The 26211-nt window shown below is 39.0% G+C and carries 28 protein-coding genes; 7 read left to right on the top strand and 21 right to left on the bottom strand.

The features are described from left to right. Nucleotides 1-4 precede the first annotated feature (4 nt). Nucleotides 5-313 (top strand): hypothetical protein, encoded by a 309-nt coding sequence (locus J7Q84_RS05115; RefSeq protein ID WP_209093371.1) that lies wholly within the window; start codon nucleotides 5-7, stop codon nucleotides 311-313. 180 nt (nucleotides 314-493) lie between these two features. On the opposite strand, the gene J7Q84_RS05110 is transcribed toward J7Q84_RS05115, so the two are convergent. From J7Q84_RS05110 to J7Q84_RS18540, 6 genes are all read right to left on the bottom strand, one after another. Continuing rightward, entirely contained in the window at nucleotides 494-1219 is a 726-nt protein-coding gene (locus J7Q84_RS05110; RefSeq protein WP_209093370.1) for a class I SAM-dependent methyltransferase, read from the bottom strand. A gap of 107 nt (nucleotides 1220-1326) precedes the next feature. Then, nucleotides 1327-3006: a peptide ABC transporter substrate-binding protein gene (locus tag J7Q84_RS05105; protein ID WP_247739100.1), complete on the bottom strand. Its 1680-nt coding sequence runs from the start codon at nucleotides 3004-3006 to the stop codon at nucleotides 1327-1329. 265 nt (nucleotides 3007-3271) lie between these two features. Continuing rightward, complete coding sequence (locus J7Q84_RS05100) at nucleotides 3272-3421, bottom strand: hypothetical protein (RefSeq protein ID WP_209093369.1); 150 nt, start codon at nucleotides 3419-3421, stop codon at nucleotides 3272-3274. Nucleotides 3422-3545: 124 nt separating this feature from the next. After that, nucleotides 3546-4736, bottom strand: coding sequence for a branched-chain amino acid ABC transporter substrate-binding protein (locus tag J7Q84_RS05095; protein WP_209093368.1), 1191 nt, complete (start codon nucleotides 4734-4736; stop codon nucleotides 3546-3548). Between the two features lie 185 nt (nucleotides 4737-4921). Continuing rightward, nucleotides 4922-6541, bottom strand: coding sequence for an ABC-F family ATP-binding cassette domain-containing protein (locus J7Q84_RS05090; RefSeq protein ID WP_209093367.1), 1620 nt, complete (start codon nucleotides 6539-6541; stop codon nucleotides 4922-4924). Nucleotides 6542-6721: 180 nt separating this feature from the next. Further along, entirely contained in the window at nucleotides 6722-6856 is a 135-nt protein-coding gene (locus J7Q84_RS18540; protein ID WP_280635561.1) for a hypothetical protein, read from the bottom strand. 166 nt (nucleotides 6857-7022) lie between these two features. Between J7Q84_RS18540 and J7Q84_RS05085 the strand changes: the two genes are divergently transcribed. Then, nucleotides 7023-7175 carry a hypothetical protein gene (locus J7Q84_RS05085; RefSeq protein ID WP_209093366.1) on the top strand — a complete coding sequence of 51 codons (153 nt, stop codon included), beginning with the start codon at nucleotides 7023-7025 and terminating at the stop codon, nucleotides 7173-7175. A gap of 426 nt (nucleotides 7176-7601) precedes the next feature. On the opposite strand, the gene J7Q84_RS05080 is transcribed toward J7Q84_RS05085, so the two are convergent. Next, complete coding sequence (locus tag J7Q84_RS05080) at nucleotides 7602-7784, bottom strand: hypothetical protein (protein ID WP_209093365.1); 183 nt, start codon at nucleotides 7782-7784, stop codon at nucleotides 7602-7604. A 277-nt stretch (nucleotides 7785-8061) separates the two neighbouring features. On the opposite strand from J7Q84_RS05080, the gene J7Q84_RS05075 reads away from it, so the two are divergent. Next, nucleotides 8062-8337: a transporter suffix domain-containing protein gene (locus J7Q84_RS05075; RefSeq protein WP_209093364.1), complete on the top strand. Its 276-nt coding sequence runs from the start codon at nucleotides 8062-8064 to the stop codon at nucleotides 8335-8337. Between the two features lie 96 nt (nucleotides 8338-8433). Then, nucleotides 8434-8637, top strand: coding sequence for a hypothetical protein (locus tag J7Q84_RS05070; RefSeq protein ID WP_209093363.1), 204 nt, complete (start codon nucleotides 8434-8436; stop codon nucleotides 8635-8637). A gap of 33 nt (nucleotides 8638-8670) precedes the next feature. Here the strand turns inward: J7Q84_RS05070 and J7Q84_RS05065 are convergent, their stop codons facing one another. The 11 genes from J7Q84_RS05065 to J7Q84_RS05015 all read right to left on the bottom strand — a co-directional run bounded on the left by J7Q84_RS05065 (nucleotide 8671) and on the right by J7Q84_RS05015 (nucleotide 22181). After that, on the bottom strand, nucleotides 8671-9372 hold the full coding sequence (locus J7Q84_RS05065) for an ABC transporter ATP-binding protein (protein WP_209093362.1): 702 nt from the start codon (nucleotides 9370-9372) through the stop codon (nucleotides 8671-8673). Between the two features lie 18 nt (nucleotides 9373-9390). After that, nucleotides 9391-10167 (bottom strand): ABC transporter ATP-binding protein, encoded by a 777-nt coding sequence (locus J7Q84_RS05060; protein WP_209093361.1) that lies wholly within the window; start codon nucleotides 10165-10167, stop codon nucleotides 9391-9393. A 12-nt stretch (nucleotides 10168-10179) separates the two neighbouring features. Further along, the gene (locus J7Q84_RS05055) at nucleotides 10180-11463 is read right to left on the bottom strand and encodes a branched-chain amino acid ABC transporter permease (protein ID WP_209093360.1); all 1284 of its coding nucleotides are present in this window, start codon (nucleotides 11461-11463) and stop codon (nucleotides 10180-10182) included. 9 nt (nucleotides 11464-11472) lie between these two features. Next, entirely contained in the window at nucleotides 11473-12459 is a 987-nt protein-coding gene (locus J7Q84_RS05050) for a branched-chain amino acid ABC transporter permease (RefSeq protein WP_209093359.1), read from the bottom strand. Between the two features lie 234 nt (nucleotides 12460-12693). Continuing rightward, nucleotides 12694-13881 carry a branched-chain amino acid ABC transporter substrate-binding protein gene (locus J7Q84_RS05045; RefSeq protein ID WP_209093358.1) on the bottom strand — a complete coding sequence of 396 codons (1188 nt, stop codon included), beginning with the start codon at nucleotides 13879-13881 and terminating at the stop codon, nucleotides 12694-12696. 199 nt (nucleotides 13882-14080) lie between these two features. Then, nucleotides 14081-16507, bottom strand: coding sequence for a DNA topoisomerase IV subunit A (gene parC, locus J7Q84_RS05040; RefSeq protein ID WP_209093357.1), 2427 nt, complete (start codon nucleotides 16505-16507; stop codon nucleotides 14081-14083). Beyond that, on the bottom strand, nucleotides 16485-18473 hold the full coding sequence (gene parE, locus J7Q84_RS05035; protein WP_209093356.1) for a DNA topoisomerase IV subunit B: 1989 nt from the start codon (nucleotides 18471-18473) through the stop codon (nucleotides 16485-16487). Before parE ends, parC begins: the two co-directional genes overlap by 23 nt. A 260-nt stretch (nucleotides 18474-18733) precedes the next feature. Continuing rightward, nucleotides 18734-19432, bottom strand: a complete 699-nt coding sequence (locus J7Q84_RS05030) for an N-acetylmuramoyl-L-alanine amidase (protein WP_209093355.1) — start codon at nucleotides 19430-19432, stop codon at nucleotides 18734-18736. Between the two features lie 187 nt (nucleotides 19433-19619). Then, entirely contained in the window at nucleotides 19620-20030 is a 411-nt protein-coding gene (locus J7Q84_RS05025; RefSeq protein WP_209093354.1) for a CoA-binding protein, read from the bottom strand. A gap of 99 nt (nucleotides 20031-20129) precedes the next feature. After that, complete coding sequence (locus J7Q84_RS05020) at nucleotides 20130-21323, bottom strand: S1C family serine protease (RefSeq protein ID WP_209093353.1); 1194 nt, start codon at nucleotides 21321-21323, stop codon at nucleotides 20130-20132. Between the two features lie 183 nt (nucleotides 21324-21506). After that, the gene (locus J7Q84_RS05015) at nucleotides 21507-22181 is read right to left on the bottom strand and encodes a response regulator transcription factor (RefSeq protein WP_481747534.1); all 675 of its coding nucleotides are present in this window, start codon (nucleotides 22179-22181) and stop codon (nucleotides 21507-21509) included. Nucleotides 22182-22620: 439 nt separating this feature from the next. Between J7Q84_RS05015 and plsY the strand changes: the two genes are divergently transcribed. Together plsY and J7Q84_RS05005 are read left to right on the top strand one after the other, a co-directional pair. Continuing rightward, entirely contained in the window at nucleotides 22621-23199 is a 579-nt protein-coding gene (gene plsY, locus J7Q84_RS05010) for a glycerol-3-phosphate 1-O-acyltransferase PlsY (protein ID WP_209093351.1), read from the top strand. A 101-nt stretch (nucleotides 23200-23300) separates the two neighbouring features. After that, the gene (locus J7Q84_RS05005; RefSeq protein ID WP_209093350.1) at nucleotides 23301-23591 is read left to right on the top strand and encodes a HesB/YadR/YfhF family protein; all 291 of its coding nucleotides are present in this window, start codon (nucleotides 23301-23303) and stop codon (nucleotides 23589-23591) included. Nucleotides 23592-23627: 36 nt separating this feature from the next. Here J7Q84_RS05005 and J7Q84_RS05000 read toward each other — a convergent pair whose 3' ends face one another. Beyond that, the gene (locus tag J7Q84_RS05000) at nucleotides 23628-24050 is read right to left on the bottom strand and encodes an acyl-CoA thioesterase (protein ID WP_209093349.1); all 423 of its coding nucleotides are present in this window, start codon (nucleotides 24048-24050) and stop codon (nucleotides 23628-23630) included. A 106-nt stretch (nucleotides 24051-24156) separates the two neighbouring features. Here J7Q84_RS05000 and J7Q84_RS04995 point away from each other — a divergent pair, with 106 nt between their 5' ends. Then, nucleotides 24157-25500 carry a glycoside hydrolase family 18 protein gene (locus J7Q84_RS04995; protein WP_209093348.1) on the top strand — a complete coding sequence of 448 codons (1344 nt, stop codon included), beginning with the start codon at nucleotides 24157-24159 and terminating at the stop codon, nucleotides 25498-25500. 34 nt (nucleotides 25501-25534) lie between these two features. On the opposite strand, the gene tlp is transcribed toward J7Q84_RS04995, so the two are convergent. Further along, complete coding sequence (tlp, locus tag J7Q84_RS04990; protein WP_209093347.1) at nucleotides 25535-25762, bottom strand: small acid-soluble spore protein Tlp; 228 nt, start codon at nucleotides 25760-25762, stop codon at nucleotides 25535-25537. A gap of 56 nt (nucleotides 25763-25818) precedes the next feature. Further along, a partial coding sequence (locus J7Q84_RS04985) for a hypothetical protein (RefSeq protein ID WP_209093346.1) occupies nucleotides 25819-26211 on the bottom strand: 393 nt, incomplete at its 5' end.

Raw genomic sequence — 26211 nt, 5'->3', positions numbered from 1 at the left:
AGCGATGTCAAGACATGAACTGTATGATGTATGCTGCAGATATCATGGACGTGTTGTAAGAATTGAGGATCGTTCCGGAAAGGTACACTTTGGAAAAATCGTAGGAGTCACAGATGATTCTGTAATGTTCCGTCCGTTACGAAAAAAAAGCCGAATGAGCGGAGGGTTTCACTACGGCGGATACAGATACGATGATGATTATGAACGTGATTACGGTCCGTATGGGCCGTACGACTATTACTACGGTCCTGCCATTGGATTTGGCTTTGGGTTTATTTTCGGTATTGCATTAGCTGCATTGTTTTTCTTTTAATATAACGAAAAGCGTACATGGTCCGTCTTGCTCCCTAGGCAGAATGTTCCTCATCGGTAAAGGCGCTTGTTTCCTTTATCGGGGGAGAGTTATTCTGAAGACAGGAGGAGACCACGAGAGCTAAAGGGTTCCGCCAAAACTTTATACTTTCTTATCTTTCAATCAAAAGCCAACTGAAGTTCAGTTGGCTTTTGTACATAGAAAAATGCGATGACCAAGTACATGGCCATATTTTTGCATAATATATTCATGCTCGGACCAAAGCTGGTACATCTCGTCATTCCAATCAGGGGATATATCAAATTCCGGTTCATCAGGAAGCTGCTGCAGGGACGAGGCAATCGTGCCTCCCCCAATCACTCTGACTGATGAAAAGCCGTTTTCGTTCCACAACTTGATCCATTCTTGTTCTGTTAGTAATTGTGTATTTTTGTACAGGGAGTGAATTTCGCTTTTTTCTTCTGTAGCAAGCGGTCGTTCTGCTGTCATTTCAATTGCGATGACGATTCCTTTTTCTTTTAAAGTGCGGCTATATTCTTGTATCGTGCTTGGTATATTTGTGAATGCGGTAACAGATTCCGATAAGATTAAGTCAAAGCAGTTATGTGAAAAAGGAAGTTTTTCTATGTTTGCCTGTATGAGCTTGATTGGAATATTCAACCGTTGAAATCTTTTATTTGCTTTTTCCAGCATAACAGGATGATTATCGATAGCCGTTACAAAGCAGCCGTATGTTTGTGCAATGTAAGCTGCTGTTTTTCCTGTTCCGCAGCCTGCATCTAGTACTTTTGTATTCTTCGAGATGCCAATATTTCGTAATATATTTTTAGTAACTGAGAATCCTCCAGGGTGAGCACTTCCTACTCCTAATAAAGCAATAAAGTCCAAATATGTGTAAGCCTTCATCTTATTCTCCTGTAAACGTAATCGGTATGCTTCATTAGTATTCACTATGCAAATGGTTCGTGAACATAAAAAAGAGACATATACATTTGTATATGTCCCTTTTATTATTACTTGGATTCTTTCTCTGAAGAGATGTAAGCCCACTTGTAAGAGAAGTCGCCGCCGAATTGGTGATCGAAAACATCTTTTACGTAAGGACGCTCTAGGTAAGCTCCGCCTTTTTGATATAAAGGTGCGATTGCTGCATCGTCAAACAAGATTTTCTCAGCTTGTAGTAACGCGTTCCAACGAGCTGCTTTATCTGTAGTTAACTCGCCTTTTGCTTTTTCTACTAGCTCATCAAATTTAGGGTTAGAGTATCCCATTTGGTTATGAGCGCCGCCAGTAACAAACATATCGATGAATGTCATTGGATCTGGATAGTCAGGACCCCATCCAGCGAAGGAGAAGTCATAGTCGCCTTTAGATTCTAAATCAAGCTTTTGAGCGAATGGTTGTTGCTTAATGTTAACAGTTACACCTTCTAGGTTCTTTTCGATCTGTGCTTTTAAGTACTCACCGATTTTCTTCGCGCTCTCACTGTCATAGTTTAATAGTTCAAGAGTTACTTTGTCAGTGCCAAGCTCTTTCTTAGCATCTTCCCAAGCTTTTTTCGCCTTGTCTACGTTGTACGCATTCATTTCGCCGTTGCTGTCACGGTAGTCTTTACCGTCTGGACCTTTAACGAAATCTCTTGGTACTAAGTAGTTTGCAGCACTAGAGCCGTTGTTTAAGATTACGCTTACTAGCGCCTCTTTATCAAACGCCATGCTAACTGCTTTACGAAGGTTTACGTTAGCAAGTGGAGTGTCCTTGCCGCCTTTCTTTTCGTTTAAGCGCAAGAAGTAAACAGCGCTGTCTTTAGATGTTTTGAAGTTGCTGTCAGATTTATATTTATCTACGAATTCAGCAGATAAACCAGTGCGGTCAACTTCTTGTGTTTCATATAGGTTAACGCCTGTTGCAACATCTTTTACGATATTGAAGTTGATTTCTTCAAGTTTTACAACTCCGTTATCCCAGTAGTTTGCGTTTTTCTGTAATTGGAAGCTTTGCTCGTGTTTCCAATCGCTTAATACGAACGGTCCGTTGTAAAGAGTTGTGCTTGCTTCAAGACCATACTTTTCGCCTTGCTCTTTCACGAACTTCTCGTTTAACGGATAGTAAGTTGCGAATGAAGTTAGCTCCATGAAATATGGAACAGCAGTTTCAAGCTGTACTTCTAATGTTTTATCGTCAATAGCTTTTACGCCTAATTGCTCAACTGGAACTTCTTTGTTATTAATTTTTTGTGCGTTTTTCACGTCGAACATGATGTAAGCATACTCAGCAGCAGTTGCTGGATCTACAGCACGTCTCCAAGAAAATACAAAGTCATTTGCAGTAACAGCGTCACCGTTAGACCACTTTGCATCGCGTAAGTGGAATGTGTACGTTTTGCCGTCTTCGCTTACATCAACAGACTCAGCAACACCAGGAGTTGGTTTGTTATCCTTATCAAGACGATATAAACCTTCCATTACGTTGTTCATTACGTTGAAAGAAACAGCATCAGTTGCAAGAGTAGAATCCATAGAAGGAATTTCAGAGCCCTCAAGTAAATTTAATACTTGTTTGCTAGCATATTTAGATCCTTCTTGCTTTTTCTCCGGCTTTGCAGTAGTTTCTTCTTTTTCGCCGGAGCATGCAGTTAAAGCTAAGCTCATTACTAGGACTGGTGCTACGACAGCGGACAGTTTTTTCTTCATCTTAATTGCCTCCTTAAAATATGTATCTTTGACCTTTTGCAATAGAAATTTCCTTGTAATTCTATGCTGAATCTTGACTAGAATTATCAGAAAATTTCTATTACTTAATTTATATTCTACTAAAAAATTCAGATTTGTAAATATCAAATTTTAATATTTTTAAAAAAATATTTAATAATTTTAATTTTTATAATATTTTTGTAATAATTCACAAAATAAAAAGCATACAGCTCATCCCATAGAATTGTATGCTTCGCTCATAAAACTATTCATTTTTTATATGTAAAATACGGCAAACTTCTTCGAGTGCTACTATTTTCCCATCATAAAATCTTGTATCATCATGCATATATTCATAGTCCCGCCTTGCTTTATCCAATTCAAATAAAATTAAGTTGCGTTGTTCGCTATTCATATTTATTCCCTCCTCTCTCATGGATTACCCATTGTTATTTTTTCCAGGTATGTGATGATTTATGAATAAAAAATGTGTAATAAAACCAAAAAAAGAAGCGGATCGTAAACGATCCGCCGTGTTTTTATTTGCCTACTTCTCCTTCTTGTCTGCCTGGATATTTTCCACCTTCAAACTTGTAGATATATACCTTTGCATATTTGTTGTCGCCTTTATCATCAAAGCTCACTTTCGTAATGACACCGTTATAATCCTGAATGCCGCGAACTGCGCTTTGTACTTGTTCACGAGATGGATATTTACCGCCGTTCTTTTCGATTGCATCTTTGATTCCTTGTAAAATTACATTTGCAGAATCATAGCTGTATGCAGAAAATGCTTCCACTTCTTTTCCAAACTTCTTCTTGTAATCCGCTGCAAATTTCTTTCCATTCTCAGTAGAAGAAGGAGCTGTTGCAACAGTTGTATAATATGTATCTTTTAATTTGTCTTTTGCAACATCGGCCATTGTCGGTGAATCAATGCCGTCGCCGCCCATAATTGGAATTTTAATTCCTTTTTCGCGAGCTTGCTTAACAAGAATACCGCCTTCTGCATACAGACCGCCAAAGTAAATTAAATCTGGTTTTTTAGATAATACTTGGTTCAATACACCGTTAAAATCTTTCTCTCCAACTGTGATTCCCTCATATCCAACCACTTGAGCACCTTCAGCTTCTGCACCTTTTTTGAATGCATCAGCTAGTCCTGTTCCGTATGCTGTTTTATCTTGAATAATGAAAATTTTCTTTGCCTTTAAGTCTTCGACTGCATATTTCGCTGCAGAAGGACCTTGCAAATCATCGCGAGCTACGAGACGAGCTACTGATTTCAAGCCGCGCTCTGTTAAATCTACTGCAGTACTTGATGGAGACACCATAATTAAGTTGTATTTTTCATACGTTTCTGATGCCGCAATAGATACACCAGACATTAAGTGTCCAACAACTCCCAACACTGCTTTATCAGCACCGATTACTTGCGCATTAGCCACACCTTTTTTGGCATCTCCTTGATCATCATATGGAACAAACTGCAAATCAAAGCCAAGCTTTTTAAATTCCGCCTTTTGCTTTTCTACTGCTAATTGTGTTCCTAGTTTTACAGATTCACCAAAGGATGCAGATCCTCCGGATAATGGCGACTGAGAAACAATCTTAATTACTTTACCCCCGCTTTCAGTTGCTGTCGTTTGCTCCTTTGCTCCGCAGCCTCCTAGAAGACTCGCTGCTAATACTCCTGTTAATAAGAGAGATAATCCTTTCTTTTTCCCCACTGCTTCCACCCCTTGTACAAAAATAGTTTTTAGAATATTTTAAATATTAAATTATTTTAGACTATTATACAAGTAGGTAACTGGGGTAATTTTTCGTGTAAATACCTTATATTTCGACACTAATAAGTTAGATGAAACGAAATTTCATGATAAAACAAGAAAAAAGCAGAGAATTCTCTGCTTTTCTACATATACATTTTATCTACTTGCTTCTGTAATTCGTCATTTTCTAAATATTCATCATAAGTTGTTTGTTTATCCACTACACCGTTTGGCGTAATCTCAATTACTCGATTCGCGATTGTTTGCACGAACTGGTGGTCATGAGACGTGAATAACATCGTGCCTTTGAAGCTGATTACCCCATTGTTTAAGGCAGTGATGGATTCTAGATCCAAGTGGTTAGTAGGATCATCAAACAACAGCACATTCGCTCCGCTTAGCATCATTTTTGACAGCATACAGCGAACCTTTTCTCCTCCTGATAAAACACTTGCCTTTTTAAGCACTTCTTCTCCAGAGAACAGCATTCTTCCTAAAAATCCGCGAAGGAAGCTTTCTGACTCGTCCTCAGGTGAAAATTGGCGAAGCCACTCTACTAGTGTCAAATCACTATTTTCAAAGTACTTAGAGTTATCTCTTGGGAAATATGCTTGGGAAGTAGTAACACCCCATTTAAATGAACCGCTGTCTGCTTCCATTTCTCCCATTAAAATTTTGAATAACGTAGTATGGGCAATTTCATTACGTCCTATAAAGGCAATTTTATCACCTTTATTAATAGTGAAGCTCACATTATCCAGTACTTTTTCGCCATCAATTGTTTTTGTTAAGCCTTCCACAGTCAATAGGTCATTCCCAACTTCGCGGTTTGGTGTGAATCCTACAAACGGGTAGCGTCTAGAAGATGGTTTGATGTCGTCAAGCGTAATTTTATCGAGCAGCTTTTTACGGGAAGTCGCTTGCTTTGCTTTAGAAGCATTAGAGCTAAAACGCGCAATAAAGTTTTGCAGCTCTTTAATTTTTTCTTCTTTTTTCTTATTAGCATCTGATGTCAACTTAAGTGCCAATTGGCTGGACTCATACCAGAAATCATAGTTACCTACATAAATTTGAATGCGTCCGAAGTCCAAATCAGCCATATGCGTACATACTTTATTCAAGAAGTGACGGTCATGCGATACTACGATTACAGTATTTTCAAAGTTCATTAAAAAGTTTTCCAGCCAAGAAATAGCTTTAATGTCCAAATGGTTCGTCGGCTCGTCTAGAAGTAAGATATCCGGTTTACCAAAAAGAGCTTGTGCTAACAAAACCTTTACCTTTTCTCCGCCTGTCAGCTCAGCCATTTTTTTGTAATGAAGATCTTCTCCTATGCCAAGTCCTTTTAAAAGGATTGCCGCTTCTGAATCTGCTTCCCAGCCGTTCATCTCCGCAAACTCTCCTTCAAGCTCAGCTGCGCGCATGCCGTCTTCATCACTGAAATCTTCTTTCATATAAATCGCATTTTTTTCTTGCATTACTTCATATAGACGAGCATGTCCCATAATCACTGTAGTCAGCACTTCAACTTCTTCATATGCAAAGTGATCCTGCTTTAATACCGCCAAGCGTTCTCCCGGTGTAATAATTATATCTCCGGTATTCGCTTCAATTTCACCCGATAAAATTTTTAAAAACGTCGATTTTCCAGCGCCATTTGCCCCAATTAATCCATAGCAATTACCAGGGGTAAATTTAATATTTACATCTTCAAACAGTTTACGATCACCATAACGCAAACTTACATTACTGACTTGAATCAATGTCTTGTTCCTCCAACTCTCAAGGGTTTCAGTACCCCTTCTTCATTCCCATCATAAACCGCTGGTTTACGATTTCACGATATTTTACCATGTCTATTTTACATGATTTATCCAACTATTACAACAAAACGCATTAAATACTTCTATTATTATATGTAGTTTCTTTTCCTCTCCTATGTATTATCCTCTTTTGTCATGTATCACTTCCCAATAAAAAGCGATTATCATTTCTCTGAGTGTTTCTGACAAAGCGACTACAATTCCAGTTTCTTCATCAACTGTTACTTGTGTTAATGTTAGTCCAGCACTTACCATTAAAATATTTATCCTCTGTATCTCTTTAGTAAAAAAAGATTATCCACCAGCCTTTAAGGGAGGCGTACAAGGGATGTATATACTCATTTATACAGTTATCTATCATTAAATACTGTCATGGCTACCTAACATCAGTTATAATTTAAGTAAAAGGAGTGTAGATTTGATGGAGATTAAGGGAATTAAAGGCATTAAGCAAATGTTGATGGGGATTGCAGTAATTTTAAGTGGTATTGCTTCAGAAAACCAATTATTCTCAGGTATTTTATTAATTTTAGGAATTATCTCTTGTGTAGTTGGTTTAAGGACAGAGGAATAATATTGGTTTTATTGATTTAAATCTTTTATAGAGAAAATATTTCTGAGTATACTTAAGTAACTATCAAAAGTGCAAGCGTTAGCGTAAGCACTTGAGATGTTACTATTAATGTTATAGGTAATGCTACAAGGTGCTGACGCTATCGCTTGTACCTCTTCCCATTTACCTAAATATAAGCAGAAATATTTCTTCTCTAAAACCTTTAACTACATATCCTTTATTCTTTTTCTAACTTCTCTTATAAGGAAACTCTTCAGAACCCCAGTCGTATCAAGGGCTTCAGCGTTTGTATATTCTTTTTTGATTAGTAATATTTTACCAATTTTATTTTAGTTGTTTATTCTAGTTATTAAGATAACTTTTTAACAATCCTCTCATTCTTTCTGACGGAATATATATTGTAATATCCCCACCTTTAACAATCAATCATTTAATATCCTCTGGCTTGTTAATCCCCTTATTATTCTCAGGGTGTACGAATCTCCTATTTGCACAAGCATTAAGTACTCGTTCCACTTCACTTTTGAATGGAGTAATATAAATAAACTTCTTACTGGCTAGTGCTTCCTCCATGTGCTGGATAGCCCAACTAGTTTTACCGCTACCCATTAAACTATCCACTATGTTAATTTTGGCATTTCACATAAAACCACAATTGTCCGAGAACCGATTTTCTTCTATTTAATAATAGTTTCTTCACGTAATACACAGATAGCTTATCAGTTCCTTAATGAAATTATTTCTATTTATAGGCTGAACATACATTTATCTTGCTATTATTCCATTCTTGTCATTCATATACTTTCTTAGATCTATTGATTTTCTTTCCTCTCCAGCTGTAAAAGCTGTTATAATACTATAGATTCATATATAGGGAGAGGATATAATGGAAAATCATGAAAAAGCGGAGCAAAAGCAACACAAGCGGTTCTTGTTTAAAGCAGGCGGAATTCTTGTGATTCTTTCGTTTGTTTTCTACGGCGGCTTGCTGCTTGTTCCATTTTTACCCGTTTCCACTGCAACAAAGGTTACTATATCAGCCTCTCTCGTAATTTTAGGTGAAATTTCGATTTGGCTCGGCGGTTTAATTTTAGGAAAAGAAATTATAAATAAGTATAAGAATAAGTTCAATATGTTTCGAAAGCGAAAAAAAGGCATGTGATAAAAATTGCATGCCTTTTTTGTTCTCTCCATCCTTACGCATTGTATACATAATTCCTCCATCTATCACTCACACTACAAAAAAGGAGGAGTCAGCTTGAGATATGAGATTATATCGTCTGCATTTATAGGGACGCAGCGAGTGGTTCGTGTGAAGAACATGGAAACAGGTGAAACAATCGATTTTACACCAGATACATTAGAAAGCAATAAGTTCCCTGCTGATTTACAACAATATATAGAAAGTCAAATGTATATGATAAACAGCGGTGAAACGGATTATGATGGAATGCTTATGTAAAAGAGGGCGCTCACATAGAGCACCCTCTTTTCTTTATGCCAAATAGGCTTCTTTTACGATTTCATTATTCATCAATACTCGGCCCTCACCGACCATTTTAATCTCGCCTGTTTGTATCACATAGCCGCGATGAGCAATTTGCAATGCTTGATACGCATTTTGCTCGACCAATAAAATCGTCATCCCTTCCTTGTTCAGTTCCTTGATAATATCGAAAATTTGCTCAACAACAATTGGAGCTAATCCCATAGACGGCTCATCAAGCATTAACAGGTGCGGATGGCTCATAAGCGCCCTGCCAATTGCCAGCATTTGCTGTTCCCCTCCGCTCATTGTTCCGCCCTTTTGATCCAGACGTTCCTTGACGCGCGGAAAATAGTGAAATACACGCTCCATACGTTCTTTAATCACATTCTTATCTTTTACTGAAAAGGCCCCCATCTCTAAATTTTCACGAACTGTTAAACGCGAGAAAATGCGTCTTCCTTCCGGGACATGGGCGATTCCTGATAAAGCAGTAATGTGAGGAGGCTGCTTTGTAATATCCTGCCCTTCAAACAATACGCTCCCTGTTTTTGGGACCACCTGCCCGCTAATTGTTTTTAAAGTAGTGGATTTACCAGCTCCATTGCTCCCAATCAACGTTACAATTTCTCCTTGCTTTACTTCGATATTAATCCCTTTTAAGGCATGGATGCCTCCATAATATGCGTTTACATTTTTCAGCTCAAGCATGGACCATTCCTCCTTTTCCTACGCATGAGTAACTGCGCTTTTGCCAAGATATGCTTCGATCACTTTTGGATTGTTGCGAATTTCGAGAGGTTTTCCTTCGGCAATTTTTTCACCGTGGTCCAGCACAATAATGTGCTCTGAGATTTCCATCACAAGCTTCATATCATGCTCAATTAAAATAATAGTTAAATCCAATTCCTCTCTCATACGATAAATAAGATCCGTTAATTCTTTCGTTTCCTTCGGATTCATTCCCGCCGCAGGCTCGTCTAGTAATAGAATTTTCGGTTTTGATGCCAGCGCCCTTGCGATTTCCAAACGGCGCTGTGCACCATAGGAAAGGTTTTGTGCTTCTTCATTTAATAAATGCGCCAGTCCAACATAATCGAGCAGGCGATACGCTTCTTTTTGTGCTGCTTTCTCTTCATTTCGTACTTGCGGCAAATTCAATAACGTCCCAATGAAATTTCCTTTTAAATGATTGTGCAATCCTACCATCACGTTTTCTAATACAGTAATATTGCCAAATAATCGTATATTTTGGAATGTACGTGCAATTCCTTTCTTAGAAATCTTATTCGGCTTGTAACCTACTAGAGATTCATTTCCCAGGTTAATATCACCTTCATCCGGCTTATATACACCCGTAATCATATTAAAGAAAGTTGTTTTTCCGGCTCCGTTCGGACCGATTACAGCTGTAATCGACCCTTTTTTCACCGTCATATCTACACCCTTCACGGCAACCAGACCGCCAAAGCGTTTCGTTAGGTTTGTAACTTTCAAAACTCCCATTCCGTCCCCTCCTTATGCTCCGAATGCTTTTCCTTTTGCAGATGCAGTTTGTGCTTTTTCTTTTGCCTCAGACTTTAGTTCATCTTCATTAAATTTCGGGTTTTTAGCAGGAATTAATCCTTGCGGCCTGTAGAGTGCAAATAAAATCAAGACACCGCCAAAGATAAACCGCTGCATTTTGGAAGGAGACAGCGCATTAGGAATAGTCATAACTCCGTTCAAGCTTAATTGGTTTAACCAATTTGTTAATTCTGTCAATACTTGTAAATTTAAAATCGTCATAACAGCTGCTCCTAAAATAACACCCGGTACGCTGCCCATCCCCCCAAGAATTACCATAACGAGAATTGTAATAGATTCTAATAGTGTAAAGCTTGTCGGATCAACGAACGTTTGCTTTGCCGCAAACACTACGCCCATCAATCCTGAAAAAGAAGCACCGACTGCAAATGCCAGCAGCTTAGTACGAACTAAATGGATTCCCATTGCTTGCGCGGCGATTTCGTTTTCACGTACTGCTTTCCAAGAGCGGCCAATCTTAGAGTATTCTAATCTCTTAACTGCAAAGATAACAAACAGCAAAATCACTAACACGACAAAATAGATTTGACTGGAGTTGATAAGCTTAAACCCAAAAATTTCTGGTGCTTGAATAGATGCAAGACCCATCGCTCCATTTGTAATATTAAGCGGTTTGTCCAAGTTATTGAAAACGATACGGATGATTTCTCCGAATCCAAGAGTAACGATTGCGAGGTAATCCCCCTTCACACGCAGTACCGGTATACCGAGGAGGACACCGCATAATGCTGCTACAAACAAGCCAATAAGAAGAAAAATCCAAAAGCTTTCGCCTGATAGTGGGTATTCTCCAAAAGGCATAAAGTTATTAGCTTGCCCTGTCGCAAAAATACCGTACGTGTAAGCTCCTACTGCAAAGAATGCTACGAATCCTAAGTCTAGTAATCCTGCAAAGCCGACTACAATGTTCAGTCCAAGAGCCATCGCAACATAAATGCCAACTAAAGTAGCAACTTCCATATACGATTCGTAAGCTGCTCCGCCGCTTGCACCGAATGGAAGGGCGACGAACATAACAAACAGTCCCACGAGCCATTTTACTCGTATTGGGAAGCTAGTATAATAAAGCAATAATAGAGAAAATAGAAGCAGCAAAAACGCTACTACAGATTTTTGTGCCAAGTATAAACTAAGAGACGTGGCGACGATGTATAATACAATCAATAGTCCTTGAGCTAGCTTGTTATCTTCTAAATAAGCGATCAGTTTTTTCATCTTGTTCACCTACACTTTCTCTGTAACTGCTTTACCAAAAATTCCTTCTGGCTTAAAGATTAACACGATAATTAAAATCACAAATGCAAATACGTCTTTGTATTCTGCTCCGAGCGTGCCTGAAGTTAAAATGGATAGGTTGGCTGCAGCAAACATTTCCAACACTCCAATTAAAATTCCACCTACCATCGCTCCGCGAATGTTTCCAATTCCTCCGAGAACAGCTGCTGTAAATGCTTTTAAGCCTAGAATAAAGCCGATATAAGGATCAATCGTTCCATACTGGACTGCAAACAATACGCCTGTTGCTCCGCCAAGTGCGGAACCGATGAAGAATGTTAAAGAAATGACCTTATTAACATTAATGGACATCAATGACGCCGTTTCACGATCTTGCGCAACTGCCCGCATTGCCATGCCCCATTTTGTTTTATTAATAAAAAAGTCCAATGCAATCATCAAAATAATAGCGATCAAAATAAGAATAATAGATGATGACTTCACTTGCGCATTATTAAAACCAGATAGTAATGCTGAGGCTTTAATTGTAGTTTGATCTGTGAACAGCGACGGCCCTGTAATGATATAGTTGCCTTTTTTCAGCTCTGTAATAAAACGGACAATATCTTGCAGCAAGAACGATACTCCAATTGCTGTGATAAGCGTAATTAATTTCGGAGCAGAACGCAGCGGACGGTACGCCACTCTCTCAATGCCCATTCCGACAAATCCAGTCAGCACGGAAGTAACTACAAGTACTAGAATTAAAGCGAGCAGCGCGGGCATAACTGCCAGCCAGCCAAACCCTGTCATAATAAGCAATATTGCCGTTCCGATAAATGCTCCGGTCATAAATATTTCACCGTGAGCAAAGTTAATAAGTTCTAAAATACCATATACCATTGTATATCCAAGAGCTACAATCGCGTATACAGCGCCAAGTGTTAAACCATCGATCAATACTTGCGGTAATGTATGCAAAATTTCAGTTAACATGAGTTCCCCTCACTTTCTAGATTTTGATTTCAACTTGAGCGTTTGTGTCTCCAAAGCTTTGATTATGAATACATCTCCCCTTTCTATAAATTCTGATTATTTTTATTATTAAGAAAATAATAAACAATTTTACAGCATTAGACAATTCTTTTTACGCATTTTGTTATTTTTTCTGTAACCAGCCTGTTATAGTCAAAAGAAATGGCATGGCAAGTGAGCCATGCCACATGAATCTTATTTCCCTACTTCCCCTTGCTGAATGCCTGGGTATTTTTGCTCGTCGAATTTATAGATATATACCTTCGCATAATCATTGTCGCCTTTTCCATCAAAGCTTACCTTTGTAACAGCACCGCTGTAGTCTTTCACCTTACGAACGGCATCACGCACTTGCTCCCGGGAAGGAAGTTTGTTTCCATTTGCTTTAATCGCTTCTTTTAACCCTTCTAACAATACTCCAGCTGCATCATATCCATATGCAGAATAGCCTTCTACTTCTTTGTTGAATTTCTTTTTATATGCTTCAACAAACTTTTTACCTGATTCAGATTTCATTGGATCCGCGGCAATAGTAGTGTAGTATGTATTCTTAATAGATGCACCCGCAATTTCTACTAACGTAGAGGAGTCAATACCATCTCCACCCATAATCGGAATGTTTAAGCCCTTTTCACGTGCTTGCTTCACTAACAACCCAGCTTCCGCGTATAAACCGCCAAAGTAAAGTAAATCCGGTTTGCTTGCTACTACTTTATTCAATACGCCGTTAAAATCTTTTTCACCGACAGTGATAGATTCATAGCCTAATATTTTAGCGCCCTCTTTTTCTGCAGCTTCTTTAAATGCTTTTACAAGACCTGTACCGTAAGCTGTTTTATCATCAATAACAAAAATAGTTTTTGCATTTAATGTTTTGACTGCAAATTCAGCTCCAGCAGGGCCTTGGAAATCATCACGAGCACAGATACGGTTTACAACCAGTAAGTTTCTGTCTGTTACATCTGTTGCTGTGTTCGTTGGCGATACCATTACTACATTGTTTTTCTCATACACTTCAGAAGATGGAATAGCAACCCCGGAATTCAAGTGACCAACTACGCCAAGGATTGCTTTATCTGCTCCAATAGATTGAGCATTTGCTACTCCCTTTTTCGGATCGGCTTGGTCATCATACGGTACGAGCTGCACCTTGAAGCCTAGCTTTTCAAATTCTGCTTTTTGCTCTTCAATTTGTAATTGAGCACCTAGCTTAATAGCATCCCCTTGGGTTGCAGAAGCACCTGACAGCGGGGATTGTGTTGCAATTTTAATTACCTTACCGCCAGTTCCAGATGTAGTTTCAGAACTTTTGGAACAGCCTGCGAAAATACCGAAAACGAGTGCGGAAGATAATACTAGAGAAACACCTTTTTTCAATATCAAAATAACAACCTCCTATTTTTTAATTTTTTAGAATATTTAGTTAAATATTACCTTATACCGACATATAGGACAACCGTAGCTTTCATACAAATTAAGACAAAATATTCTGAAAATTTAACTTAGTTAACGTTCTTGTTTATATAGTTAACATTATATAAATATAAAACCTGCTGAATATGCCATCAGCAGGTTTTTCTCCTTACGTCTCTATTCCACGCTGTTCTCGCCATACATCCGTTACTTCTCCAGCTTCGCCAACATCTAAAATGAGCGTCCCATTACTATATCGATCTTTCTCTTTCATTGTCGAACATTCAACACTTTCGACAATATTCTTTTCTGAACGAATAAAAATATTATAATTTTCATCCGGGATTTCGACTCCGACGATTCGATACGGGTATGTTTTTACCTCTCGAAAGATGACTGTACCACGTTTTGCACGACCGGAAAGTTCAATTTCCGAAAGTTTCATTTTCTTTACAGCCCCTCTTTGCGTTACGATGACAATATTCGAGTCGATATTGTCGAGCACAAGTGCTTTTACAATATAATCTTCATCTTTTAAGTTAATACCTTTTACCCCGGCAGCACGAACACCGATTGGACTTACTTCCTCTTCTTTGAATAATAATGCATACGCAATACGAGTGACCAACAAAATATGTTGTGTACCATTTGTAAGCTGGATATCTATCACTTCATCGTCGCCTTTTACATTCATTGCTACGAGCGCTCGCGAGTATCGCTGCACCTTATATTGCTTTAATTCCGTTTTCTTGACCATTCCGTTTTTTGTAACAAATAAAACATACTTTTCTTCATTAAAATCTTGTACAGGAATTGCCTTGACTATCGTTTCGTCACGATTGAGCGTCACAATATTAGCAACGTGCTGCCCTAAATCCTTCCACCGAATGTCAGGCATTTCATACACAGGCAAATACACATAATTCCCTTTGTTCGTGAAAAGAAGCATTGTGTCCGTCGTATTTACATGATATTGACCAATTAAACGGTCGCTTTCTTTCATGCCAAAGTCTTTGCCATTTGAGGCATTACGTGACCGCAAGCTTGTACGCTTAACGTATCCTTCCTTTGTCACAGTCACAATCACATCTTCTTGCGGTATCATATCCTCTACGTTGATTTTTATTTCTTCAATTTCATGCTCGACAACAGATCGTCTATCATCAGCATACGTTTTCTTGACCCGCTTCAAGTCTGTTTTTATCACTTGAAGCAATTTTTTATCATTGCTTAAAATAGCAGTAAGGTCATTAATTTTTTTATCTAGTTCTTCCTCTTCTATTTGCAAGGCTGTAATATCGGTATTTGTTAAGCGATATAGCTGCAAGGAGACAATTGCTTCAGCTTGAGCTTCTGTGAATACGAATTGCTCCTTCAAATTATCCTTGGCATCGCGCTTATCTTTCGAAGCACGAATGGTTGCAATCACCTGATCTAAAATAGAGAGCGCCTTCATTAAACCTTCAACAATATGCTTACGATCGTTTGCTTTCCGCAGTTCGTAAGCAGAGCGGTTCGTAATAACTTCCTTTTGATGCTGGATATACGCATCTAGAATTTCCGGTACATTCATTAATTTAGGTCTGCGGTTATAAATAGCGACCATATTAAAATTATACGGCACCTGCAGTTCTGTATTTTTAAATAAATAATTCAAGATACTTTCTGCATTTGCGTCTTTTTTCAGCTCAACTACAATGCGCAGCCCAGTTCGGTCTGTCTCATCCCTTACCTCAGCGATTCCATCGAGCTTTTTATCCAAACGCAAGTCATCCATTTTCTTTACTAGGTTTGCTTTATTGACTTCGTATGGAATCTCTGTAATGACGATTTGCTGCTTTCCGCCTCGGATATCTTCTATCATCGTTTTACTGCGGATAATAATTTTGCCTTTCCCTGTTTCATATGCTTTTTTTATGCCATCCAATCCTTGAATGATGCCTCCAGTAGGAAAATCAGGCCCCTGCATCACGGTTAACAGATCATCTACCGTACACACCGGATTATCGATGCGCATAATTACTCCATCAATGACTTCCCCTAAATGATGAGGAGGAATTTCTGTCGCATATCCAGCTGAAATCCCGGTCGAACCGTTCACTAGAAGATTCGGAAACATAGCCGGGAGCACAACAGGCTCTTCGCTTGTATCATCAAAGTTCGATACAAACTCGACTGTCTCCTTATCAATATCTCGCAGTAATTCAGATGCGATTGCTGATATACGTGCTTCTGTATAACGCATCGCTGCAGCCGGATCACCGTCAATGCTGCCGTTATTGCCATGCATCTCGACCAGCACATTGCGAATCTTCCATTCCTGGCTTAATCGCACCATCGCTTCATATACTGAAGAATCACCGTGAGGATGATAATTCCCAATTACATTCCCTACAGTTTTTGCTGCTTTTCGGAACGGTTTATCCTGCACATTTCCTTCTACATACATTGAATATAAAATTCTCCGCTGCACGGGCTTTAAGCCATCCCTTGCATCCGGCAATGCTCGGTCTTGAATAATATATTTACTGTATCGGCCAAACCGATCCCCGATTACATCCTCAAGAGGCAGATCATGAAATTTTTCCGCTTGCATCGTTTTCCACCTCTCCTGTCGAAATCATTTCATTTTCTAAAATATTAGTATCTTGCTGCAAACCAAACGCCACATTTCGTTCGATCCATTTCCGGCGCGGTTCTACCTTATCTCCCATTAGCGTCGTCACACGTCGTTCTGCTCGTGCTGCATCATCAATTTTCACTCGAATCAACGTTCGTGTTTCAGGATTCATAGTTGTTTCCCACAGCTGATCCGCGTTCATTTCGCCAAGTCCTTTGTATCGTTGAATTGTATAGCCTCTTCCTATTTTTTTCGTAACATGGTCTAATTCTTCTTCGGACCACGCATACTCCGCTATTTCTTTTTTTCCGGTTCCTTTGCTTACTTTATATAAAGGAGGCAATGCGATAAATACTTTGCCCGCTTCGATTAAAGGCTTCATATATCGATAAAAGAACGTCAATAGCAATACTTGAATATGCGCTCCGTCTGTGTCTGCATCCGTCATAATGACCACTTTATCGTAGTTAACATCTTCAACTGCAAAATCAGGTCCTACGCCTCCGCCGATTGCATGAATGATTGTATTGATTTCTTCATTCTTAAAAATATCAGCCAATTTTGCCTTTTCTGTATTAATAACCTTACCGCGCAGAGGCAGAACTGCTTGAAACTTCCGATCACGCCCCTGTTTTGCAGAGCCGCCCGCCGAATCCCCTTCCACAAGGTATAATTCGTTTTTTTGCGGATTGCGGGATTGTGCAGGTGTCAGTTTCCCACTCAAGGATGCTTCTGACCGTTTTTTCTTTTTCCCGCTTCGTGCTTCCTCGCGTGCTTTTCGAGCCGCTTCACGCGCTTGAAACGCTTTAATAGCTTTTCGAACAAGAAGTGTAGCCATTTCAGGATTCTCTTCTAAAAAATAGGATAAATGCTCCGATACAACAGCATCAACCGCAGAACGTGCTTCACTTGTCCCCAGCTTGCCTTTCGTCTGCCCTTCAAATTGCAGCAGTCCTTCTGGAATACGAACTGACACAATTGCAGATAAGCCTTCTCGTATATCCGAACCGTCTAGATTTTTATCCTTTTCTTTTAACAAGCCTGTTTTCCGCGCATATTCATTAAAGATGCGCGTCATTGCTGTTTTAAACCCCGCTTCATGAGTTCCGCCGTCTTTTGTACGTACATTGTTAACAAACGACAAAATATTCTCTGAATATCCATCATTAAACTGAAACGCCAGCTCCGCTTCAATCCCGTTTTGCTCGTCTTCAAAAAAGACAACAGGATGAAGAACATCTTTTTCTTCATTTAAATAAGTTACAAATGCTTCAATTCCTGTTTCATAATGAAATATATCCTCTAAATCGTTGCGCTCATCCTTTAAGGTAATCTTCATTCCCTTTAATAAAAACGCTGACTCGCGAAGACGTTCGCAAAGAGTTTCGTAATTGTAATTCGTTGTACTGAAAATTATTGGATCAGGTTTAAAGTGAGTGGTTGTGCCCGTTTGTTTTGTTGTCCCGATTTTTTCCAGAGTTGTAACTGGGTGACCTCCGTGTTCAAACCTCTGTTCGTATATGAATCCATCTCGTTTAATCGTTACTACAAGCCATTCTGATAGTGCATTTACAACTGATGCACCTACTCCGTGCAACCCTCCGCTCGTTTTATAGCCGCCTTGGCCGAATTTCCCCCCGGCATGAAGTACAGTGAAAATAACCTCAGGCGTCGGTTTTCCAGTCTTGTGCATGCCGGTTGGCATCCCGCGTCCTTTATCCTCTACACTGATACTGTTGTTTTTATGTATAGTTACTTTAATTTCATTTCCAAATCCCGCCAACGCTTCATCAACGGAATTATCTACGATTTCATATACTAAATGATGTAAGCCACGACTGTCCGTGCTGCCAATATACATCCCGGGACGTTTGCGTACAGCTTCCAGCCCTTCTAGTACTTGAATTGCATCTTCATTATAAGTAAATGATTGCTGTGTCAAACACTCCTACTCCTTTCGCTCGAACAATAAGAACGTATGTTTTATATTATAGCATATTATAAAGAATTCATCAGCTAAAAAGCCATCTCTCTTTTATCCTACTTGTATTTAATATACAAGATGGAAAAGAAAAATCCTTGTTTACAACAAGGATTCCTCTACGCTACTATTTCAAAAAAACGTCCATTTGTCAACGTAGGGTTTATTCATTATGTGCCGTTTCACTGCTTCATAAACGTTTTTCAGGCGGTATTCGCTTGCTACTTTTTGTAAATATCAATAAAAGCATCCGGAAAACCGCATTGCTTTGCCTTTGCCACATCCGCTTCCGCATTCGCTCTAATTTTATTTGAAGAAACGATGACGCGGTAAAAGATTTCCTCGGAAGGAACTGGAATTTCTTCTTTAATTTGAAATCCTAACGCTTTTGCCAACGCCTCTGCAACAGCTAATGCCAATGCATCAAGAAACGAATCTTTCGCTAAAAGTGCTGCATCGGCAGGAGTGTCTATAAATAAATGCTCAAATAAAATAGCAGGCATCTTTGTTTGTCTTAAAACAGCGAAGTTAGCACGTTTCTTGCCTCTATCCCTCATGTTGTATCTACTGTAAAACGCTTTTAGTTCACCATGAATGATATTCTGATAGTTAATAGAAGCAGAAGAAGGACTTGTATAAATATACGACTCAAATCCTGTACCTCCTCCGGCATTAATATGATTGGAGAAAAAGAAATCCGCTCCCCAAGCATTGGCACGGTTTGCTCTCTCGTCTAATGATACATAAACATCAGTGGAACGGGTTGTATTCACTTCTACCCCTACTCCTCGTGTTTTTAAGATAGAAACTATGCGGTTTGATAGAGCTAGCAATATATCCTTTTCTTTTAAGCCGTTGCCAGTTGCTCCAGAGTCTTGCCCTCCGTGACCAGCATCAATCCATACTTTCACACTCAACATCTATCACCTCCTCTATATTGTTATATGAATTATTTTTGCTGACGCTTGTGTATTTGTCTTTTCTTCTATTATTTTTATATAATTAATACGGTACATGAAATTAAAAATAGCAAAAGACATTCCCTTTTACTAGCGGAATGCCCTTTAAGTTCTCTATTCTATTCAATGGACTTTAATGCTTTTCTCTCTATCGAGTGAGCACATGCTCTACTTTAATACAGCGATCCATGATTACCGTGTAGCCTGCTTCTTGTAAAAAATGATAGGTATCTTCATCTTGAACACCAAGCTGTGCCCAAAATACATCGGCATCGATTTGAACAAACTCCTGTGCCACATCCATCAAGTGTTCTGAACGGCGAAATACATTTACAATATCTACATGTCCTGTAATTTCCTTCAAAGACTTCACTGCCTTCATTCCTAATACATGTTCTACATTTGGATTAACAGGAATGATTTCATAACCGGCATCTTGCATAGCTTTACTGACCATATAGGAAGTGCGATCTGGGTTATCTGACAGGCCAACAACGGCAATGCGCTTGCTTTTCTTTAACATAGCACCAATTTCTTCTCTGCTTGGATTTTGGATCATGGCATATTCTCCTTATTTTGTTTTTTCTTTATTATAAAGATAGATAGAAAGTCATTTCAAATAAAACAGCCTCCATGTTACTCATGGAGGCTGTTTTATTTAGTTCGCTGTGGAGAGCTTCAACGATTTCTCCATTTTTTTGCCGGAGCGATAATATGTTACTGAGATATCATCGCCAATTTTTTTCTTTTCATATAAATATTTACGGAATTGCAAGGAGTTCTCTATTTTTTGACCATCAAGCTCCACCACAACATCCATTTCTTGTAACCCTGCCTTTGCTGCAGGAGACGTTGGTGTAACTCCAAGTATTACGACCCCTGTTTTCACATCATTTGGTAGCTTTAATGTATTCTGTAAAGCATAGCTTGGCACATCTTCTAACGATTTTAGTTCCACACCGACGAACGGACGCTTTACCTCGCCATATTTTTCAATCGATTCAATAATCGGCTTAGCAACATTTATTGGAATAGCAAATCCAATTCCTTCAACTGTTTCTTCTGCAATTTTACTAGAGTTTATTCCAATTACTTCTCCATTTGCATTTAGCAGGGCGCCTCCGCTGTTCCCTGGATTAATAGAAGCGTCTGTTTGCAGCACTTGCGCTTCCCAGTCAGGTTGTCCGTTTTGGTCCAAATCTACAGGAATTTCACGATCTTTGCTGCTTATAATTCCTTCTGTTACTGTTCCCTCTAAACCTAATGGATTTCCAATCGCAATCGCTTGATCACCCACACGCATGTTGTCTGAATTGCCAAGTGTAGCTATTTTATTAATCCCTGTTCCGTCAATTGCAACAACTGCTAAATCCATTAATGGATCGGTTCCGATTAGATTAGCTTCAACAACCGTTCCGTTGCTTAGTTTAACCTGCAGCTTCTTCGCATCTTGCACTACATGGTTGTTTGTAATAATATATGCTTTATTGCCTGCTTTTTTATAAATGACACCTGATCCAGAGCCTGCTTCCTGTACATTTGCGGAAAATGGATCTGAAGCTTGATAGTTCATAACACCCACTACCACTTCTTTTGCTCCTTGAATCATTTCCGCTAAATCTGTCGTTCCTTTAATACTTTGAGAAACCGGCATTGAAGTTCCTTCTACCTTTGTATTTTGCGAAATTGGCGCCTGGGCATTTTCATTATTATATAAATATGGAGTTGCTGCAGTGACCGTTACCGCTCCGATGACTGCTCCGACAAACCCTGTAAAAAAGTATCCTTTTTTGCCTCTTTTTTTAGGTTCCTTATATCTTTGATTTGTTTCAGTTTCGTCGTAGTATCCCATTGTAGATCTCCTTTCTAAGCACAATTGATTGAGTAGCTTTAGTGTACTTCTTGCATGTGTACTCCATGTGAATTTATAGTGAAAATGAAAAAACTTATGTTCTGAATGTGCTATTCTCGTAAAAAATATTCCTATTTTTTATATAAAAAGAAAAGTGAAGGCTACATGTAAAGTTGCTGCGCTTTATTCTTCAAATTTGTAGCCGACACGAATGACCGTTGCTATATGGTGAGCTGCATCTTTAAGCTTGCTTCTTAATTTTTTTATATGCGTATCCACTGTACGGTCATCGCCGAAATAATCATATCCCCATAAATGATCGAGCAAATGCTGCCTAGACAGAACGATTCCTTTGTTTTCCATCAAGTATACAAGAAGCTCAAATTCTTTATGTGTTAATATAATATCTTCTCCACTTACCTTTACAGTTCTAGAAAGACGATTCACTTCAATCCCTGCTAATGAAAGCACATGCTCACCCTGCTGTCCTACAGAACCTTGCACCCGCTTCAGCAGCATTTTTGCACGCGCAACGAGCACCTTTGGACTGAACGGCTTTGTTACGTATTCATCTGCCCCAAGCTCAAAGCCAAGAAGCGTATCATCTTCGTCAGAACGTGCAGTCAGCATAATAATCGGAACAGCGGACTCTTTACGAATTCTTCTGCAAACAGACCATCCATCAATTTCTGGCAGCATAATATCCAAAATAATTAAATCGATAGGATGCTCCTCGAATAATTCCAGTGCTTCTTTTCCATCTTCTGCTTCTACTATTTCAAAGCCTTCTGCCGTAAAATAATCCTTAACAATTTCTCTTAATCTCCGCTCATCTTCTACAATCAATATTTTCTTCATCAACACACACCTCTTTACAAGAGCATATAGATTCTTCCTTTTTCTTAACAACTCGTATTGGATAATACTTCTATCATATCATGTTTTTGAAAATTCACTATTTCAACTCTAGTACACCTCATAAATTTTTGGGATATGTACAGTATTTATATAAACTACATTACTTCAAAGGAATAATACAATAGGCATTCTTAAGGAACAAGAAGGAATTTGCTTAGTTTTTCACGAATATTTTCATTTATAAAGATATACAAATCATTCTCTGCGAATACTGAGGTTATATTTACTAGCCTATACACAAAAAATAAACTGAATAGGTTTTTGCTCAGATTTCTCTCATTCCCTCACTAAAAATACAGAGAAATTATGATATAATAGACAAGGTGTACACCCTTAACATACTATTTTTCACCAAATACATAAAGGGGAAATGAATTTCATGCTTACATACATTTTATTGATCGTCGCATACCTGCTCGGTTCCATTCCATTTGCTCTCGTTGTAGGGAAAATTGGATACGGCATAGATATTCGCAAGCACGGAAGCGGAAATTTGGGAGGAACAAACACTTTCCGTACTCTTGGCAAAAAAGCCGGCTTTATTGTAACTATCGCCGATATTTTAAAGGGAACACTCGCAACTCTTCTGCCTCTTATATTCGGCCTTGATCAGCATCCGCTCTTGTTTGGACTTCTAGCTGTGATTGGACATGTATACCCTATTTTTGCCGGATTTAAAGGAGGAAAGGCTGTTGCAACGTCTGCAGGAGTATTATTAGGTTATACACCATTGATTTTTCTCTTGTTGCTTGCTGTATTTTTATCTCTTTTGTTTACGACAAAATACGTATCATTGTCCTCTATGATTACGGCAATCGTTGCATTTATCGCTGCTTTATTTACAAGGGACCTCCCATTTATCATCGCTATGACATTTTTGGCTGCATTCGTAATTTATCGCCACCGCGCCAACATTACGCGCATAATAAACAAAACAGAACCGAAAGCTAAACTATAAAACTGCCTGTCAAAAGGCAGTTTTTTTGAGTCTTACCGTTCGCATATTTTGCCTGAAATCATTATACTAAAAATATACGGCACATATATGGAGGAATCAAAATGAAATTTTCCTTATCAAATGAAGCTGTGCAGTGGTATAAGAGCGAATTGAACTTACAAGCAGGTGATGCTCTTCGCTTCTATGTTCAATACGGTGGCTGCAGTACAGTACAAAAAGGGCTGTCTCTTGGGATACGTAAAGATACTCCTGTGAATCCTGCTTGTCAGGTAACAGAAGAAGGCATTCTTTTTTTTGTTGAAGAAGAAGACGAGTGGTATTTTGATAAACACGGCTTTTCCGTTACATACGAGGCAGGCAGCGAAGCTCCTGAGTTTCATTATGAAAAATAGTCCCGAATTCGGGACTATTTTTATTTGACCGCTTCCTTATGCCTCTTGGTTTGCTTTCTCATACACTTCATACCAATCTGGATATAGCTTTTTAAACGAAACCGGGCGGAATGTCTCTTTTTTCACACACACATTTGTTGTTTCAGCTGTAACACATAGTTCACCATGTTGATTTAGGACTTCATATCCGTAAATCACACGCAGCGGAGTTACGCTTGTAATCCATGTTTTTACTATCGCGGTGTCGCCATAACGAAGTGCTTTTTTATAGCTGATTTGTAAATCAAGCACCGGTGAAACGATACCATCCTCTTCCATTTTTATGTACGATAACCCTAAATCCGAAATGAGCTGCGTACGTCCAAGCTCCAACCAAACGAGGTAGTTAGCATGATACACCACTCCCATTTGATCTGTTTCTGCATAGCGGACATCTATTTGTTTTTCTGATATAAACATACGCGACTCTCCTTATCTCTCTTATGTTTTACCTCTTTATCATATTACAGAGACATCGAAAATAAAATAATAATGGTTGATCTTTTTCACCAAAGGGAGTGAGGATATGCTGCAAATTATTGTCGTACAAAGCGGCGATAGCATCTATTCGTTAGCCAAAAAATATGGAACGACAAGCGATTCCATTGTCAGTTTAAATCAATTGAATCCAGAAAATACTTTAGTAATAGGCGAAGCGCTTGTTGTAAACACAACAGGCAACACCTACTACGTTCAGCCGGGCGACAGCTTGTACAAGATCGGGAAAACCTACAATGTTTCGATGGATACAATCGCGCAAGCAAATGGTATTTCTTTAAAATCCACACTGCAAATTGGGCAGCGTCTCTACATTCCACGAGGCAAAAAGCGAAGTGTGGAATCGATTGGTTATCTGCAGCCAACAAGCAATCCTATTAAACCAAGCTTGCTGGAATCCGCCCGTCAAGAAAGCAAATATTTAACCTATATCGCTCCGTTTGCGTTTGAAGCAAGGCGGAACGGAACGTTGAAAGAACCGGTCGGCCTGCAGTCAATTTTAGAAATAGCCAATCAAAACCGAGTCATCCCAATGTTAGTCATTACAAATATAGAAAACGGAAATTTTAACTCTGGATTGGTCAAACCACTGCTGACAGATACGACTATACAAAGTAAGTTTATTACCAATATTTTAACCGTGGCTCAAAAATACAATATGACAGATGTTCATTTTGATTTCGAAGATGTGGCACCTGAGGATAGAACTGCTTATAATGAATTTTTGCGCAATGTGAAAGCCCGTCTTCCAAGAGGATATACATTAAGCACCACGTTAGTACCGAAAACAAGTGCCGATCAAAAGGGCAGGTTTTATGAAGCACATGATTATAAAGCTCACGGACAAATTGTGGATTTTGTTGTTATCATGACATACGACTGGGGATGGCAAGGTGGCCCTCCAATGGCTGTTTCGCCAATCGCTTCCGTTAAAAAGGTAATTCAATATGCAAAGACAGAAATGCCGGCCAGCAAAATTATGATGGGGCAAAACTTATACGGCTTTGATTGGACTTTGCCGTTTAAACAAGGCAATCCCCCTGCAAAAGCAGTTAGTTCCGTTGGAGCGGTGAATCTTGCGAGAAAATATAATGTACCCATTCAATTTAATTATATTGCGCAAGCATCAACGTTTAAATATTATGATGAACAAGGGAAAGAACACGAAGTATGGTTTGAAGATGCTCGTTCCGTGCAAGCGAAATTCAACTTGATTAAAGACACAGGCATTCGCGGCATTAGTTATTGGAAGCTAGGGCTGCCATTTCCACAAAATTGGGTGCTCCTTAACGATAATTTTCAGATCACAAAAAAGAGAGAGGCTCGTCCATCATCTCCGTCCTACGGTCTGGATGATATATATACTCCTTAAAAAAGAAGGCTCATACAGCCTTCTTTTTTTACAATTATTCTCCTTGATAATTCGCTTCCTCTTGAATTTCATTACGCATTGCGGCTATGCTATTCAAGCGGCGCTGATTCTTAGCCTCAATATTCGCCTTATCTTGTTCATTGCCAAATTCACAGGCTTCCTCTGCATCGTGCATATTTCCAATAGTATTTTGCACCATCTCTTGCAGCTTTTCTACATTATCGCTTCTATCATCCGGATTTGCTTTAAAGTAATTTCCCATTGCACATTCCTCCTCTTAAAAATGGTACACGGTTAGTTTAGGTTATTTGATAAAGGTTATGTAAAACAAAAAACGGAAATACATGGTTTGCATAACGCTGATGCTTCTATAGTATCGGCGAGGCGGATCGTTTTCGGCGGCGATTCATTTATTTCGGCGAGGTAGGCACCTTTTTCGGTGAAAATTTCATTATATCGGCGAGATGCATCACTTTTTCTACGCTCATCCATTATATTGGCGGAGCTCACCTTTTTTTCGGCGGAAACTCTAATATATCGGCATAGCTCCTCCTCTTTTCGGCGAATACCCCAATATATCGGCGTAGCTCCTCCTCTTTTCGGCGAATACCCCAATATATCGGCGTAGCTCCTCCTCTTTTCGGCGAATACCCCAATATATCGGCGTAGCTCCTCCTCTTTTCGGCGAATACCCCAATATATCGGCGTAGC

The sequence above is a fragment of the Bacillus sp. 165 genome (genome assembly GCF_017742235.1).
Lineage (GTDB): Bacteria > Bacillota > Bacilli > Bacillales > Bacillaceae_G > JAGHKQ01.
Note: the sequence above shows the minus strand (reverse complement) of the source record. Positions and strands in the feature narration are given on the sequence as shown.

What these genes read in the sequence shown, in the direction of transcription:
- J7Q84_RS05015 (WP_481747534.1), bottom strand. Translation starts at nt 22,181, where the DNA reads ATGAAGAAAATATTGATTGTAGAAGATGAGCGGAGATTAAGAGAAATT.
- tlp (WP_209093347.1), bottom strand. Translation starts at nt 25,762, where the DNA reads ATGGGAAATTACTTTAAAGCAAATCCGGATGATAGAAGCGATAATGTA.
- J7Q84_RS05065 (WP_209093362.1), bottom strand. Translation starts at nt 9,372, where the DNA reads ATGCTTGAGCTGAAAAATGTAAACGCATATTATGGAGGCATCCATGCC.
- J7Q84_RS05005 (WP_209093350.1), top strand. Translation starts at nt 23,301, where the DNA reads ATGAAATTTTCCTTATCAAATGAAGCTGTGCAGTGGTATAAGAGCGAA.
- J7Q84_RS05000 (WP_209093349.1), bottom strand. Translation starts at nt 24,050, where the DNA reads ATGTTTATATCAGAAAAACAAATAGATGTCCGCTATGCAGAAACAGAT.
- J7Q84_RS05110 (WP_209093370.1), bottom strand. Translation starts at nt 1,219, where the DNA reads ATGAAGGCTTACACATATTTGGACTTTATTGCTTTATTAGGAGTAGGA.
- parC (WP_209093357.1), bottom strand. Translation starts at nt 16,507, where the DNA reads ATGCAAGCGGAAAAATTTCATGATCTGCCTCTTGAGGATGTAATCGGG.
- J7Q84_RS05025 (WP_209093354.1), bottom strand. Translation starts at nt 20,030, where the DNA reads ATGATCCAAAATCCAAGCAGAGAAGAAATTGGTGCTATGTTAAAGAAA.
- J7Q84_RS05105 (WP_247739100.1), bottom strand. Translation starts at nt 3,006, where the DNA reads ATGAAGAAAAAACTGTCCGCTGTCGTAGCACCAGTCCTAGTAATGAGC.
- J7Q84_RS05055 (WP_209093360.1), bottom strand. Translation starts at nt 11,463, where the DNA reads ATGAAAAAACTGATCGCTTATTTAGAAGATAACAAGCTAGCTCAAGGA.
- J7Q84_RS05075 (WP_209093364.1), top strand. Translation starts at nt 8,062, where the DNA reads ATGGAAAATCATGAAAAAGCGGAGCAAAAGCAACACAAGCGGTTCTTG.
- J7Q84_RS05050 (WP_209093359.1), bottom strand. Translation starts at nt 12,459, where the DNA reads ATGTTAACTGAAATTTTGCATACATTACCGCAAGTATTGATCGATGGT.
- J7Q84_RS05020 (WP_209093353.1), bottom strand. Translation starts at nt 21,323, where the DNA reads ATGGGATACTACGACGAAACTGAAACAAATCAAAGATATAAGGAACCT.
- J7Q84_RS18540 (WP_280635561.1), bottom strand. Translation starts at nt 6,856, where the DNA reads ATGGTAAGTGCTGGACTAACATTAACACAAGTAACAGTTGATGAAGAA.
- J7Q84_RS05085 (WP_209093366.1), top strand. Translation starts at nt 7,023, where the DNA reads ATGGAGATTAAGGGAATTAAAGGCATTAAGCAAATGTTGATGGGGATT.
- J7Q84_RS05060 (WP_209093361.1), bottom strand. Translation starts at nt 10,167, where the DNA reads ATGGGAGTTTTGAAAGTTACAAACCTAACGAAACGCTTTGGCGGTCTG.
- J7Q84_RS05030 (WP_209093355.1), bottom strand. Translation starts at nt 19,432, where the DNA reads ATGTTGAGTGTGAAAGTATGGATTGATGCTGGTCACGGAGGGCAAGAC.
- J7Q84_RS05115 (WP_209093371.1), top strand. Translation starts at nt 5, where the DNA reads ATGTCAAGACATGAACTGTATGATGTATGCTGCAGATATCATGGACGT.
- J7Q84_RS05100 (WP_209093369.1), bottom strand. Translation starts at nt 3,421, where the DNA reads ATGAATAGCGAACAACGCAACTTAATTTTATTTGAATTGGATAAAGCA.
- J7Q84_RS04995 (WP_209093348.1), top strand. Translation starts at nt 24,157, where the DNA reads ATGCTGCAAATTATTGTCGTACAAAGCGGCGATAGCATCTATTCGTTA.
- plsY (WP_209093351.1), top strand. Translation starts at nt 22,621, where the DNA reads ATGCTTACATACATTTTATTGATCGTCGCATACCTGCTCGGTTCCATT.
- J7Q84_RS05080 (WP_209093365.1), bottom strand. Translation starts at nt 7,784, where the DNA reads ATGGGTAGCGGTAAAACTAGTTGGGCTATCCAGCACATGGAGGAAGCA.